Genomic DNA, 14,241 nt, shown 5'->3' with positions numbered 1-14,241 from the left:
CTACGGTGGTAGTTGGGGCGCCCGGTAGACATCGGGGGCGGCAAACGCCCGCGCTCGGGTGTGGGCACGGGTCTCGCGACTGGTCAGGTTTGTAGGCAGGCTAGCGCACCGGCACCCGCAGACCGTGGACGCAACGGCGGTCGATGCACGTGAGTAAGCTAGACAACCTTAGTAATGGAGGGTGGAGATTTCGTGACGATCGCGGTAACCGGTTCGATAGCGACCGACAACCTGATGCGGTTCCCCGGCCGCTTTTCCGAACAGCTGCTGGCCGATCATCTGCAGAAGGTCTCGCTCAGCTTCCTGGTGGACGACCTGGTCATCCATCGCGGCGGTGTGGCGGGCAACATCGCCTTCGCCATCGGGGTGCTCGGCGGTGAGGTGGCCCTCGTCGGTGCCGCCGGCGACGACTTCGCCGACTACCGCAAGTGGCTGCTGGCCCACAACGTCAACTGCGACCACGTCCTGATCTCCGACAGCGCGCACACCGCGCGCTTCACCTGCACCACCGACGTCGACATGGCCCAGATCGCGTCGTTCTACCCCGGCGCCATGTCGGAGGCCCGCAACATCAAGCTGGCCGACGTGATCTCGGGTATCGGCAAGCCCGAGCTGGTGATCATCGGCGCCAACGACCCCGAGGCGATGGTCGTGCACACCGACGAGTGCCGCAAACTGGGGCTCCCGTTCGCGGCCGACCCGTCCCAGCAGCTGGCCCGGCTGTCGGGGGACGAGATCCGCAAGCTCATCGACGGTGCGGAGTACCTGTTCACCAACGACTACGAATGGGACCTGATGCTGTCCAAGACCGGCTGGACGGAGGCCGACGTCATGGCGCAGATCGGCCTGCGGGTCACCACGCTGGGCCCCAAGGGCGTGGACGTGGTGCAGCCCGACGGCACCAGCATCCACGTCGACGTGGTGCCCGAGACCAGTCAGGTCGACCCCACCGGCGTCGGCGACGCCTTCCGGGCCGGCTTCCTGACCGGGCGCAGCGCCGAACTGAGCCTCGAGCGCTCGGCGCAGCTGGGCTCGCTGGTGGCGGTGCTGGTGCTCGAGTCCACCGGGACCCAGAACTGGGACTGGGACCACGAGGTCGCGAAAACCCGGCTGGCCGGCGCCTACGGCGACGAGGCGGCCGCCGAGATCACGGCGGTGCTCACCTAGGCCCGCTCGCGCTCAGAGTTGGACGGGGTAGACCGGCTCGCTGATCTGCGGTACGACGCTGTGCTCGACGAAGATGGCGTGCCAGAGCATGAAGATCAGCACCGTCCACAGCCGGCGGCTGTGATCGCTGACGCCGTTGCGGTGCTCGTCGAGCATGCGGCGGACGGCGGGCAGGTCGACCAGGCGACCGGCCTGCGAGGAGTCCACCATCGCGTAGGCCCACTCCAGCAGCTCGCCCGCGCGCAGCCAATGCCGGATCGGCACCGGGAAGCCCAGCTTGGGCCGGTGCAGCACGTGGGCCGGCACGACGGGCTCCAGCGCGCGGCGCAGCGCGTACTTGGTGGTCGTGCGGGTGATCTTCGCCTCCACGGGCAACCGGGACGCGACGGCGAACACCTCCGGGTCCAGAAACGGCACCCGCAGCTCCAGCGAGTTGGCCATCGTCATCTTGTCGGCCTTGACCAGGATGTCGCCGCGCAGCCAGGTGAACAGGTCGAGGTGCTGCATGCGGGCCACCGGGTCCCAGCCGGCCGATTCGGCGTACACCGGGGCGGTGACGTCGGTGTGCGTCCAGTCCTCGCGGAACCCGGGCAGCACGGCGCGCAACTGCGCGTCGGAGAAACTGCGGGCGTTGCCGTAGTAGCGCTCCTCGAGCGTCAGCGATCCGCGGTGCAGCAGGCTCTTGCCGCGCATGCCCTCGGGCAGCGGCCCCGACATCTTGCCCACCGACCGTCGGACCGGCCGTGGCAGATAGTCGAACGGCTTGAGCGACAACGGTTCCCGGTAGATGGTGTACCCGCCGAACAATTCGTCGGCGCCCTCCCCGGAGAGCACCACCTTGACGTGCTTGCGGGCCTCGCGCGCGACGAAGAACAGCGGCACCAGCGCGGGGTCGGCGACGGGCTCGTCGAGGTACCAGACGATCTCGGGCAGCGCGGCGACGAACTCCTCCGGGCTGACGACCTTGGCGATGTGGCGGGCGCCGATCGCCTCGGCGGAGGCCACCGCCACGTCGATCTCGGAGAAGCCCTCCCGCTCGAAGCCGGTGGTGAACGTGATCAGCCGCGGGTTGTGGCGGATGGCCAGCGCCGCGATGGCGGTGGAGTCGATGCCCCCGGACAGAAAAGCGCCCACCGTGACGTCGGCGCGCATGTGCTTGGCCACCGAGTCCTGCAGCACCGCGGTGATCTCGTCGTAGCGGGCCTGCTCGGTGTCGCGGGTCAGCGGCGTGGCGGCGAAGCGCGGCACGAAATAGCGGGTGACTTCCGGCTGCCGTCCGGGCCGGATCCGGGCATAACAGCCCGATTCCAGCCGGCGCACCCCGCGGTGCAGCGTCTCGGGCTCGGGCACGTACTGCAGGACCGTGTAGTGCTGCACGGCCCGCTCGTCGATCGCGGTGTCGAACCCGACCAGCCCGGCCAGGTCCAGCAGGCACTTCTTCTCGCTGGCCACCGCGGTGCCGCCGGTGCCGGTGGCCATGAACAGCGGCTTGATGCCGAAAGGATCCCGCGCGCAGAACAGTTCGCTCGTCGCGGTGTCCCACAGCGCGAACGCGAACATGCCGCGCAGGCGGCCCAACACCTCGGTGCCCCAGTGGTGGAACCCGGCGACGATCGCCTCGCCGTCACCGTCGGTGGCGAAGGCGGCGCCGTGGCGGGCGGCCAGTTCGTCGCGCAGCTCCAGGTAGTTGTAGATCTCGCCGTTGAACACCAGCACGTAGCGGCCCGGCTGCTCGGGCGGCCCCCAGTGCAGCGGCTGGTGCGAATGGGCGATGTCGATGATCGAGAGCCGGTTGAAACCGAAGACGACCGCGCCGTCGGCGCTTGGGTCGGTCCAGGTGCCCGGCTCGTCGGGGCCGCGGTGCCGCATCAGCCGCAGCGCCGCGGTGACGGCACCGTCGACGTCGGCGGCACCGGTGGCGTCGGCAGCCGCCGGGTCCGCGACAAAGGCCAGCAGTCCGCACACGGCGCCCCAGTATGCCGCACGCGGGCGGCGCGCGTGGGCGCCGCGCGCAACATGCCCCGACGGGCCCGCGACGTGCCGCACCGCCCAACCGGCCGGGGTTTCGTCGCCCGCGTCAGGGCCGTGGTCTACGCTGCGTAGTATTCGATATCCGAGCATGGAGGCGCCAACGTGACACCTCGCGAGCAGGTCCGTTCGCACCGTTTGTCGCAGGGCAGGTTTCAAGGGCTTTCGGCCGGCCTTCCCCGTCTCCGGCCACTGGCACTGGCCGGAATGCTGGGGGTGCTCGCGGTCAGCTTGAGCGGCTGCAGCTGGTCGGAAGCGCTGGGTATGGGCTGGCCGGAGGGCATCACCCCGGAGGCACACCTGAACCGGGAGCTGTGGATCGGCGCCGTCATCGCCTCCCTGGCCGTCGGCGGCATCGTGTGGGGGCTCATCTTCTGGTCGTCGGCGTTTCACCGCAAGAAGGCGACCGACACCGAGCTGCCCCGCCAGTTCGGCTACAACATGCCGCTGGAGCTGGTGCTCACCGTGCTGCCGTTCCTGATCATCTCGGTGCTCTTCTACTTCACCGTCGTGGTCCAGGAAAAGGTGCTGCACATCGCCAAGGACCCCGAAGTGGTGATCGACGTCACGGCCTTCCAGTGGAACTGGAAGTTCGGTTACCAGCGCGTCGACTTCAAGGACGGCACCTTCACCTACGACGGTGCCGACCCCGCCCGCAAGAAGGCCATGGTGTCCAAGCCGGAGGGCGTCGACAAGCACGGTGAGGAACTCGTAGGGCCGATTCACGGTCTCCACGGTGAGGATCTCAGCTACCTGAACTTCGACAAGGTCGAAACCCTGGGCACCACCACCGAGATCCCGGTGCTCGTGGTCCCCGAGGGCAAGCGCATCGAGTTCCAGTTGGCATCCGCCGACGTGGTGCACTCGTTCTGGGTGCCCGAGTTCCTGTTCAAGCGCGACGTGATGCCCAACCCGAAGGCGAACAACTCGGTCAACGTCTTCCAGGTGGAGCAGATCAACCGGACCGGCGCGTTCGTCGGTCACTGCGCCGAGATGTGCGGCACGTATCACTCGATGATGAACTTCGAGGTCCGGGTCGTGTCGGCGAACGACTTCAAGGCCTACCTGCACCAGCGGATGGACGGCAAGACCAACGCCCAGGCGCTGCAGGCGATCAACCAGTCCCCGGTGGCTGTGACCACCCACCCGTTCGACACCCGCCGCGGTGAATTGACCACAAGCCAGTAGGTGAGGACCCTCAATGCATATCGAAGCGAGGCTGTTCGAGTTCATCGCCGGGTTCTTCGTCATCGTGGCGGTGCTGTACGGGGTGTTGACGTCGCTGTACGCCACCGGTGGCGTGGAGTGGGCGGGCACGGCCGCGCTAGCGCTGACCGGAGGCATGGCGCTGATCGTGGCCACCTTCTTCCGGTTCGTGGCACGCCGGCTCGACACTCGGCCCGAGGACTATGAGGGCGCCGAGATCAGCGACGGCGCAGGCGAATTGGGCTTCTTCAGCCCGCACAGCTGGTGGCCGATCCTGGTCGCGCTGTCGGCGTCGGTGACGGCGGTCGGCATCGCGCTGTGGCTGCCCTGGCTGCTCGCCGCGGGGGTGGTTTTCATCCTCGCCTCGGTCGGCGGGTTGGTCTTCGAGTACTACATCGGGCCCGAGAAGCACTGATTTCGCACCCGAAGGTCACAATCGGATCACGTGACCGGCGGCCGGTTCGCCAGGACGTTTTTGCCGCTTTCGGTTCGGTAGGGTTTGTCCGGGCAGGATGAGAACTTGTGAAGTGCGCGCGCAACGATGTGACCGCGGAGCCCCGCGCGCTTGTGAGGCAGTTGGACAGGGCAGGCAAAGATGAGCGGGCCGAACCCCCCGGGATGGGAACCTGAAGAAGCCGATTCCGTCAGCAAGCTCAGCCCCGAACCGGATTCCGGCAGTGAACACGGCGACGAAGCCGGGCCGGTGGAGGAGCTCGAACCCTTCGACGGCGCCGAGATGGAGGCCTCGGAGCGGGCCGGCCATACCGACGCATACTCCCGGGCCTATTCGGCGCCGGAGTCCGAGCACTTCACCAGCGGCCCCTACGTGCCGGCCGACCTTCGGCTCTACGAGTACGACGACTACGACGAGGCGCCCGAACCGGACGACGAACAACGCGCCCCGCGCTGGCCGTGGGTGGTCGGTGTCGCCGCGATCCTGGCGGCGATCGCGCTCGTGGTGTCGGTGTCGCTGCTCGTCGCGCGTACCGACACCAGCAAACTCGCCAACCCCGCCACGACCACCCCGTCCATCCCGCCGATCCAGGATCAGATCACCACGACGAAACCGCCGCCCCCGCCACCGCCACCGCCACCACCCCCGTCGACCGAGGTGCCGACCGCCACGGAAACCCAGACGGTGACGGTGACCCCGCCGCCACCGCCGCCACCGGCGAGCACTTCGGCGGCGCCGCCGGCCACCTCGACCGCCGCGGCGCCCCCGCCGACGACGACGACCCCGACCGGTCCGCGGCAGGTCACCTATTCGGTGACCGGCACCAAGGCGCCGGGGGACATCATCTCGGTGACCTACGTCGACGCGTCCGGCCGCCGGCGTACGCAGCACAACGTGTACATTCCCTGGTCGATGACCGTCACGCCGATCTCGCAGTCCGACGTGGGCTCGGTCGAGGCGTCCAGCCTGTTCCGGCTCAGCCGGCTCAACTGCTCGATCACCACGAGCGACGGCACCGTGCTGTCCTCGAACTCCAACGACGCGCCGCAGACGAGCTGCTGATGGTCAGCAAATACTCCTATCGGCGTGGCTCGGACACGATTCCGCCGGAGGCGATCGACCGCCTCCTGATCGGGGCCTGCGCGGCGATCTGGCTGGTGGTGCTCGGCGTGAGCGTCGCCGCCGCCGTCGCGCTGGTGGACCTGGGACGCGGCTTCCACAAGATGTCCGGCAACAGCACGCACACCACCTGGGTGTTGTACACCGTCATCATCGTTTCCGCGCTGATCATCGCCGGGGCCATCCCGGTGCTGTTGCGTGCCCGCCGCACGGCCCAGGAGGAGCCGCCCGCCCGGCCGACCGCCGGGGCGGCGCGCGGCCCGGCCGGTGGCGCCCCGCTGCGCACCGGTTTCTCCGCGACGACGCGCACGATGGGGGGGCGAACGCGCCAGCCGCGGGTGCAGGCGGCGGATTCGGCCGCCGAGTGGTCCGGCGAGGCGGTGGATCGTGTGTGGCTGCGCGGCACCGTCCTGCTGGCGGGCACGATGGGCGTCGCGCTGGTCGCCGTCGCGACGGCGACCTACCTGATGGCCGTCGGCCACGACGGTCCGTCCTGGGTCGGCTACGGGCTGGCCGGCGCCGTCACCGCGGGGATGCCGGTGATCGAGTTCCTGCACGTTCGGCAGCTGCGCCGCCTGGTGGCCGGTTCCGAGTAACCGGCGCGGCCCGCAGCGGCTGTTGGCCGGGCGGGGTCGGTACCGAGGCTGTCCGGCACCTGACTACGTCGACGCGCGACCGACCCGGGCACGGCCAATCCCGCACCGGTGAACGCGCGTCGTCCCGAGAGAAGCCCCGACAGAAGCCGAGCCAGGGGACCGTTCACCCGGAAACGCGGCCGGCCCCCCACCGAGGTGGGAGGCCGGCCGTTATGCGCTGACTGTCGCCGAGCTAGTGCTCGTCGTGCTCGCCGTCGGAGGAACCGACGACGGTGTCCTGGTGCTCGCGCAGGGCGGTCAGGGCGCGGTGCTCGGCGGCGTGCGTCGCCTCGCGCAGCGCCGCATCCTCGGACGCCGGGTCGGCGTACAACAGGCTGCCGCTGCCCGGCGAACCCGCCGAGCCCAGCTTGTTCATCCGCTTGGGCAGCGGCGCACCCTGGTACTCCAGCGGCAGCGGGTGCCCGTGCTCGTCGACCGGGCCGAGCGGCTGGTGCAGCTCGATGTAGGCGCCGTGCGGCAACCGCTTGATGATGCCCGTTTCGATGCCGTGCTCGAGCACATCCCGGTCGCTGCGCTGCAGCGCGATGCACCACCGGTAGGTGACGAAGTACACGATCGGTGGCAGCACCACCATGCCGATACGCCCGATCCAGGTCGTCGCGTTCAGCGAGATGTCGAACTTCAGCGCGATGATGTCGTTCATCGCGCTCAGCGTGAGCACCATGTAGAACGCGATCGCCATCGCGCCGATCGAGGTGCGCACCGGGGCGTCCCGCGGCCGCTGCAACAGGTTGTGGTGCGCGTGGTCACCGCTGAACCGCTTCTCCAGGAAGGGGTAGATGATCAGCAGGATGAATACCAGGCCCATCAGCAGTGCCACCCACACCGGGGCCGGGATGGTGTGGTGCCAGAAGTAGAACTCCCACGGCGGCCAGATACGGGCCAGACCCTCGGTCCACATCATGTAGAAGTCCGGCTGCGAGCCGGCCGAGACGTGAGAAGGCTTGTAGGGGCCCAGGTTCCAGATCGGGTTGATCTGCAGCAGCCCACCCATCAGGCCCAGCACGCCGACGATCGCCGCGAAGAAGGCGCCGGACTTGACCGCGAAGATCGGCATCACCCGGACGCCGACGACGTTGTGCTCGGTGCGGCCCGGTCCGGGGAACTGCGTGTGCTTCTGGAACCACACCATGGCCAGGTGTGCGCCGATGAGCGCCAGGATGATGCCGGGTAATAGCAGGATGTGCAGGGAGTACATGCGCGGGATGATGTAGCCCGCGTCGGCGCAGTGGTATCCCACCCCGCCGCAGGGGAAGTCGCCGCCGAACAGCGCCCAGTGCAGCCAGGTGCCGATCACCGGCATGCCCAGCGTGATCGAGGACAATGACGCCCGGATTCCGATGCCCGACAGCAGGTCGTCGGGCAGCGAGTAGCCGAAGAAACCCTCGAACATCGCCAGGATCAGCAGCAGGGAACCGATCACCCAGTTGGCCTCGCGGGGCCGCCGGAACGCGCCGGTGAAGAAGATGCGCGCCAGGTGCACCATGATGGCGGCGGCGAACATCAGCGCGGCCCAGTGGTGGACCTGCCGGACGAACAGGCCGCCGCGCACCTCGAACGAGATGTCCAGGGTCGACGCGAAGGCCTTCGACATGTCCACGCCGCGCAACGGCTGGTAGGCGCCGTTGTAGGTGACCTCGCCCATGGTGGGGTCGAAGAACAGCGACAGGTACACGCCGGTGAGCAGCAGCACGATGAAGCTGTACATCGCGACCTCACCGAGCAGGAACGACCAGTGCGTCGGGAACACCTTGTTGAGCTGCCGGCGCACCGCCGCCGACGGGTGATACCGGGTGTCGATGTCCTCGCCCTGGCGGGCCAGGACGTCGCCGATCTTGGGCGGTTTGGGGGGACTGAGCTTCGGACTCATGTGGTGCGCTCCCAGAATGCCGGTCCGACGGGTTCGACGAAGTTGCCGTTGGCAACCAGATACCCGTTGGTGTCGATGGTGATGGGCAGCTGCGCCAGGGCGCGGGCTGCGGGACCGAAGATCGGCTTGGCGTAGTGCATCGCGTCGAACTGCGACTGGTGACACGGGCACAGGATCCGGTAGGACTGCTCCTCGTACAGCGAGGCCGGGCAGCCCAGGTGCGAGCAGACCTTCGTGTAGGCGAACAGCTCACCGAAGTTGAAGCTCTCCTGGCCCTGCCTCTTGACGACGCGATGCATGTCGGTGGGTCGGATGCGGATGAGCATGACGGGGTTGCGCACGCCCATCTGGATGCCCCGCAGTTTCTCGCGTGACTCCGCTGTCGTGCCGTCGCCGTCGGACTCCCGCCAGGGGAACACCGTCTCCATGCCGCCCGCGTCGATGTCCTCCGGCCGCATCTTGATGAACGGCGCACCCTCGGTGGTGCCCGTGGCGCGCGCCAGGAAGATGGTTTCGCCGTGGTAGCGGGGGGTCCAGCCGGACGTCCAGAGGATGGCCTCCATGCCGTTTTCGGTGGGCACCACCGGCTTCCACGGGTTCTTGACCAGGCCCCCGATGAACGCCACCAGAGTGCTCAGGCCGAACGCGCCCAGGCCCATCCCCAGCGACAGCCCGACCAGCTTGCGGCGCCCGATCGACGACGTCTGGTAGGCGTCGGTCAGGTTGGCCACGACGGTCTTGCGGTCGATCTCGCGCGACGCGCCGTCATGGCGCTGCTGGATCGAGATCTCCTCGGGGATGAACCGTTTCTGGTAGAGGATCGCGCCGACGGCGATCGCCAGGATGGACAGCCCGAACGTCAGCCCGTACAGCGGCGTGGTCAGCGTGTACAGGATGCTGCCCGGGGCGTCCTTGGGCTTGTACTCCCACGGCCAGAACAAGAAGATCAGCAGCAGCGCGAGCCCGAAGAAGCCGCCGGCCAAGAGCCACAACGCAACCCCGCGCTCGGCGCGCTTCTCGGCCTTGGTGCCCTCGACGGGCCAGCGCGACTCCTTGAAGACGGTCTCGACGCCGTCGAGCTTGCCGCCCAGCTCCAGCAGTTGCTGCTGTGACATGTTGGCCAGGGTGGCGTCGTCGGGCTCCTCGGAGCCGCCGTGACTGACGTCGCTCATGCTCGCGCCCCAATCCACAGTGCCAGCCCGAGGGCCGCAACCATCCCGATGATCCACATCGCCATCCCCTCGGGTGCGGGTCCCAGACCGCCGAGGCCGTAGCCGCCCGGCTGGCGCTCCTCGGAGACCGACTTCACGTACGCGATGATGTCCTTCTTGTTGTCGAAGGACAGCTGACGGTCGGAGAACTTCGGCATGTTCTGCGGACCGGTGCGCATCGCGGCGAGGATCTGCTGCTCGTTGGCGTCGCCCAGGTCGGGTGCGTACTTGCCCGACGACAGCGCCCCGCCCTTGCCGGTGAAGTTGTGGCACGAGGAGCAGTTGAGCCGGAAGAGGTCGCCGCCGCGGCCGACGTCGTTACCGCGCAGCGACTTCATCGCCAGGCTGCCGTCGGGGTTGCGGACCACCGTCGGGCCGCCGCCGTTGGCCTGCACGAAGGCGCCGATCGCCTCGATCTGCGACTCGTCGAAGATCGGCTCCTTGCGCGGCGCCTGGGCCTCGCCGCGCATGGCGGGCATGCGGCCGGTGGACACCTGGAAGTACACGGCCTCCTCGCCGACCCCGATCAGGCTGGGTCCGTGCTGGTTCACACCCTGCAGGTTCGCGCCGTGGCAGGAGATGCAGGAGGTGTCGAACAGCTGCTTGCCGGTGCGCAGCAGCGCCGAGGACGACTCGTCGGCGACGGCCACCTGCGGCGTGGGCGTCAGCACGGCGGCCAGCCCGCCGGCGATCGTCAGCGCTATCAGCAGCAGCAGGCCGCCCGACAGGCGCCGGCGCAGCCGCCGCCGCACGCGATCGCTGCGCTGGTTAAGTGGCTTGCGGCCACCGGACCGGGTGACCCGCAGATTCTTCAACCGCTCACTCCTCTTCGTCCCGAGCCGGCTCATCGAATGAAATAGATGACGGTGAACAGCGCGATCCACACGATGTCGACGAAATGCCAGTAGTAGGAGACGACGATGCTCGCCGTCGCCTGCGCGGGCGTGAACTTGCTCATCGTCGTGCGGGCCAGCAGAAAGATGAAGGCGATCAGACCGCCCGTGACGTGCAGCCCGTGGAAGCCGGTGCACAGGTAGAAGACGGTGCCGTAGGCGCTGCCGGGGATGGTCGTGCCGTGGGTCACCAGGTGGTAGTACTCGTAGCCCTGACCGAGGACGAAGAACAGCCCCATCAGGAACGTGATCACGTACCAGCGGCGCAGGCCGAAGACGTCGCCGCGTTCGGCCGCGAACACACCCATCTGGCAGGTGAACGACGAGGCGATCAGCACCAGTGTCACCGGGACGGCCTGGAACAGATTCAGCTCGGTCGGCGGCGGCGGCCATTTTCCACCGGCCTGCGAGCGCGCTGTGAAGTACATCGCAAACAGGCCAGCAAAGAACATCAGCTCGCTGGAAAGCCACACTATGGTGCCGACACTGACCATGTTCGGTCGGTTCAGCGAATGAATCCGCGAGGTGATGGCAGTACCTGAGGTCCCGGCAGCGCTGGTCACATCCGCAAGTATGACGCTTTGTAGTTGTCGAACTCCACCCGGGGCGGCAATTCGGGTGCCGCGCGTCGCTTCCGCGGCGGTACCGGCTTGGTTGGGAGGCGGTCGGAGGCCGTGGGACCATCGGCGCGTGCCTGTGCCACCCGAGCCGTCCGAGACCCCCGCCGCCGGGCCGGCGGCGTCGTGGCGCCAGGTGCTGGCCCGGTTGACGGGCGGGCGCCCGCTGGCGCGGGGCCAGGCGGCCTGGGCCATGGATCAGATCATGGCCGGCGCCGCGACGCCCGCCCAGATCGCGGCCTTCGCCGTGGCGATGACGATGAAGGTGCCCACCGCGGCGGAAGTCGGCGAGCTGGCCGGGGCGATGCTCAGTCACGCGCGCCGGATGCCCGAGGGCGTGGTGCCCGACGATGCCGTCGACATCGTGGGCACCGGCGGGGACGGGGTCAGCACCGTCAACCTGTCCACCATGGCCGCGATCGTGGTGGCGGCCGCCGGCGTGCCGGTGGTCAAGCACGGCAACCGGGCGTCGTCGTCGCTGTCCGGGGGCGCCGACACCCTCGAGGCGCTCGGGGTGCGCATCGACCTCGAACCCGACCAGGTGGCGCGCTGCCTCACCGACCTCGGGATCGGGTTCTGCTTCGCCCCGGTGTTTCATCCGTCGTACCGGCACGCCTCGGCCGTGCGGCGCGAGATCGGCGTGCCGACCGTCTTCAACCTCCTTGGGCCGCTGACGAATCCGGCGTCACCCCGGGCCGGCCTGATCGGCTGCGCGTTCGCCGATCTCGCCGAGGTGATGGCGGGGGTGTTCGCCGCGCGCCGGTCCAGCGTGCTGGTGGTGCACGGCGACGACGGGCTCGACGAGCTGACCACGACGACCACCAGCACGATCTGGCGGGTGCAGGCCGGGACGGTGGACAAGTTGACGTTCGACCCGGCCGGGTTCGGGTTCGCCCGCGCCGATCTCGACGAGTTGCTGGGCGGCGACGCCCAGGCCAACGCGGCGGAGGTGCGCGCGGTGCTGGCCGGCGCCGGGGGGCCGGTGCGCGACGCGGTCGTGCTCAACGCCGCCGGGGCCATCGTCGCGCACGCCGGGTTATCCAGCCGCGCCGAATGGCTGCCGGCGTGGGAGGACGGGCTGCGGCGGGCCGCCGCGGCCATCGACTCGGGCGCGGCCGAACAGCTGCTCGCGCGATGGGTGCGGTTCGGCCGAGAACTCTGAGTCGCCGGCACCCGATTGCTCGCAGGCCAGCCGGGCGGAGCGCGCCGAGGCCGCCCACGCCGCCCACGCCCCGGCCGACCGCAGCGGGGACGCCCAGCCGTCGGCGTCGGGGTCGCCGACCCGCACGATGCGCACCCCGGCGCCGGCCAGCCAGCGCGCGATCAGGGCGGTCTCCTCGACGAGCGCGCCGCCCAGTGGGGCCGGGCCCGGCAGGATCGTTTGGGCGGCAGCGCAAATGGCGTCGACCACGGGCATCGGCGGCACCCCGCGCCGGGCGCTGCCGGCGGCGGCGAGCTGGCCGTGGCGGATGACCGCGAGGTGGTATCCGCCCTCGCCGTCGGGCGCCGCCGCGATCAGCTCCGGCAGGGCGGCCAGGGCGCGCAGCCGCTGGCCGCGCCACAGGGTTTCGACGGCGGTGGCGGTGCGGTCGCGCAGCCGCGCCGCGCTCTCGTAGTGGCGGCGCCCGGCCAGCGCGGTGACCTGGTCGACCGCCGCGGCCAGGGCGCTGTCGTCCTGGCCGTCGATCAGGGCCGCGACGCGCGCCACCGCCGCCGCGTACCGGGTGGCGGTGACGTCGCGCGCGGCCGGGCACGGCGACACCTCGGCCTCGGGGCAGGCGGGCCCGTGCAGCGCGGAGCGTCCCAGCCGGGTGGTGCAGGTTCGCAGCCCCGTGAAGCGGGCAAGCAGCTCACCGGTGTCGGCGGCGTCGGATCGGGAGCGAAACGGCCCGACGGCGCGGTCGTGCCGGGGAGCGCGCACCACCGCCAGCCGCGGGAACGCCTCCTCGGTCAGGGCCAGCCACCACCAGCGCTGCGGGAACCTCGACCGGCGGTTGTACGGCGGCGCGTGGGCGGCCAGCATGCGCAGTTCCCGCACGCCGGCCTCGAGCGCGTGCGCGCACTCGACGTGCTCGATCGTGGTGGCCAGGGAGACCATCTCCTTCATCCGGCCGCGGGGGTCGGCGCCGGTGAAGTACTGGCGCACCCGGCGGCGCAGGTCGACCGCGGTGCCGACGTAGAGCACCTCGCCCGCCGGCCCGCGGAACAGGTAGACCCCCGGCCGGCGCGGCAGGCCGTCCGCGAGCACCCGCTTGCGGCGCTGCGCCGGCGTCACGTCGGGCAGATAGGAGCGCAGGTCGGCGTAGGTGTACACGCCCTGGTTGCCCACCCGCTCGATCAGCGCGTGCAGCACCTCGACGGTGGCGCGGGCGTCGTCGAGGGCGCGGTGGGTCGGCTGGGCGGCGACGGCGAACAGCCGCGCCAGGGCGCCCAGCCGCACGCTGGGCGCCTCCTCGCGACGGAGCACCCGGCGGGCCAGCCGCACGGTGCACAGCACCTGCGGCCGGGGCCAGGCGATGTCGCAGCGCTCGGCCGCCGCGCGCAGGAACCCGATGTCGAACCCGGCGTTGTGGGCGACGAGCACCGCGCTCCCGGCGAACTCGAGGAACATCGGCAGGACGGCATCGATGGTCGGGGCGTCGCCCACCATCGCCGTGGTGATGCCGGTGAGTTGGACGATCTGGGGCGGGATGCTGCGCTGCGGGTCGACCAGCGTGGCGAACTCGCCGAGCACGACGCCGCCGCGGACCTTGACCGCCCCGATCTCGGTGATCGCGTCGGGCGGCGCCGTGCCGGTGCCGCGGCTGCGGCCGCCGGTTGTTTCGAGGTCGACCACGACGAAAGTCGTTTCGCGCAGCGGAATTTCGTCGGCCGTGCACGGCGTGCCCACGTCGGCGAAACTCAGTTGCGCCGCGCCACCTGCACCCATGGCTTGCCACGTTAGGCAGGACCACCGACACCGCGGGCCCGCCACGCCGCGGGCCGGTCGGGGCCGGCGGCGGGGAGATGTCGGTGCCCGC

11 protein-coding genes and 1 pseudogene are annotated in these 14,241 nt (G+C 69.9%); 6 read left to right on the top strand and 6 right to left on the bottom strand.

All coding sequences use genetic code 11. The features are described 5' to 3' along the window. Positions 1–192: 192 nt before the first annotated feature. Positions 193–1,167, top strand: coding sequence for a carbohydrate kinase family protein (locus tag ACJ512_RS17555; RefSeq protein ID WP_407686514.1), 975 nt, complete (start codon positions 193–195; stop codon positions 1,165–1,167). 12 nt (positions 1,168–1,179) lie between these two features. Here ACJ512_RS17555 and asnB read toward each other — a convergent pair whose 3' ends face one another. Continuing rightward, positions 1,180–3,132, bottom strand: coding sequence for an asparagine synthase (glutamine-hydrolyzing) (gene asnB / locus ACJ512_RS17550; protein ID WP_461479780.1), 1,953 nt, complete (start codon positions 3,130–3,132; stop codon positions 1,180–1,182). Between the two features lie 168 nt (positions 3,133–3,300). On the opposite strand from asnB, the gene ctaC reads away from it, so the two are divergent. From ctaC to ACJ512_RS17530, 4 genes are all read left to right on the top strand, one after another. Continuing rightward, positions 3,301–4,383, top strand: coding sequence for an aa3-type cytochrome oxidase subunit II (gene ctaC, locus ACJ512_RS17545; protein ID WP_407687613.1), 1,083 nt, complete (start codon positions 3,301–3,303; stop codon positions 4,381–4,383). Positions 4,384–4,396: 13 nt separating this feature from the next. After that, positions 4,397–4,816 (top strand): cytochrome c oxidase subunit 4, encoded by a 420-nt coding sequence (locus tag ACJ512_RS17540; RefSeq protein ID WP_407687612.1) that lies wholly within the window; start codon positions 4,397–4,399, stop codon positions 4,814–4,816. A gap of 180 nt (positions 4,817–4,996) precedes the next feature. After that, entirely contained in the window at positions 4,997–5,917 is a 921-nt protein-coding gene (locus ACJ512_RS17535) for an MmpS family transport accessory protein (RefSeq protein WP_407687611.1), read from the top strand. Beyond that, positions 5,917–6,570 carry a DUF2561 family protein gene (locus ACJ512_RS17530; RefSeq protein WP_407687610.1) on the top strand — a complete coding sequence of 218 codons (654 nt, stop codon included), beginning with the start codon at positions 5,917–5,919 and terminating at the stop codon, positions 6,568–6,570. Before ACJ512_RS17535 ends, ACJ512_RS17530 begins: the two co-directional genes overlap by 1 nt. Positions 6,571–6,802: 232 nt before the next feature. Here ACJ512_RS17530 and qcrB read toward each other — a convergent pair whose 3' ends face one another. The 4 genes from qcrB to ctaE are packed head-to-tail and all read right to left on the bottom strand — an operon-like array spanning position 6,803 to position 11,167. Then, entirely contained in the window at positions 6,803–8,500 is a 1,698-nt protein-coding gene (qcrB, locus tag ACJ512_RS17525) for a cytochrome bc1 complex cytochrome b subunit (protein WP_407687609.1), read from the bottom strand. Next, positions 8,497–9,672, bottom strand: a complete 1,176-nt coding sequence (gene qcrA, locus ACJ512_RS17520) for a cytochrome bc1 complex Rieske iron-sulfur subunit (protein WP_407687608.1) — start codon at positions 9,670–9,672, stop codon at positions 8,497–8,499. The genes qcrB and qcrA overlap by 4 nt, the downstream gene beginning before the upstream one ends. Beyond that, entirely contained in the window at positions 9,669–10,559 is an 891-nt protein-coding gene (gene qcrC, locus ACJ512_RS17515; RefSeq protein ID WP_407687607.1) for a cytochrome bc1 complex diheme cytochrome c subunit, read from the bottom strand. Before qcrC ends, qcrA begins: the two co-directional genes overlap by 4 nt. Beyond that, complete coding sequence (gene ctaE / locus ACJ512_RS17510) at positions 10,556–11,167, bottom strand: aa3-type cytochrome oxidase subunit III (protein WP_407687606.1); 612 nt, start codon at positions 11,165–11,167, stop codon at positions 10,556–10,558. The genes qcrC and ctaE overlap by 4 nt, the downstream gene beginning before the upstream one ends. Positions 11,168–11,294: 127 nt before the next feature. On the opposite strand from ctaE, the gene trpD reads away from it, so the two are divergent. Next, positions 11,295–12,383 (top strand): anthranilate phosphoribosyltransferase, encoded by a 1,089-nt coding sequence (gene trpD, locus ACJ512_RS17505; protein WP_407687605.1) that lies wholly within the window; start codon positions 11,295–11,297, stop codon positions 12,381–12,383. Here the strand turns inward: trpD and ACJ512_RS17500 are convergent. Beyond that, positions 12,321–14,150, bottom strand: a pseudogene (locus tag ACJ512_RS17500) (DEDD exonuclease domain-containing protein); the annotation flags it as partial. The gene trpD and the pseudogene ACJ512_RS17500 sit on opposite strands and share 63 nt — an antisense overlap. Positions 14,151–14,241 lie beyond the last annotated feature (91 nt).

Source organism: Mycobacterium cajalii (genome assembly GCF_045809005.2).
Lineage (GTDB): Bacteria > Actinomycetota > Actinomycetes > Mycobacteriales > Mycobacteriaceae > Mycobacterium.
The sequence above is the reverse complement of the archived record's forward strand: the minus strand, read 5'-3'. Positions and strand labels throughout refer to the sequence as shown.

Bases quoted from the DNA above. Each gene is read 5' to 3' on its own strand.
- ACJ512_RS17540 (WP_407687612.1), top strand. From the start codon at position 4,397: ATGCATATCGAAGCGAGGCTGTTCGAGTTCATCGCCGGGTTCTTCGTC.
- qcrB (WP_407687609.1), bottom strand. From the start codon at position 8,500: ATGAGTCCGAAGCTCAGTCCCCCCAAACCGCCCAAGATCGGCGACGTC.
- ACJ512_RS17535 (WP_407687611.1), top strand. From the start codon at position 4,997: ATGAGCGGGCCGAACCCCCCGGGATGGGAACCTGAAGAAGCCGATTCC.
- qcrA (WP_407687608.1), bottom strand. From the start codon at position 9,672: ATGAGCGACGTCAGTCACGGCGGCTCCGAGGAGCCCGACGACGCCACC.
- qcrC (WP_407687607.1), bottom strand. From the start codon at position 10,559: ATGAGCCGGCTCGGGACGAAGAGGAGTGAGCGGTTGAAGAATCTGCGG.
- ACJ512_RS17530 (WP_407687610.1), top strand. From the start codon at position 5,917: ATGGTCAGCAAATACTCCTATCGGCGTGGCTCGGACACGATTCCGCCG.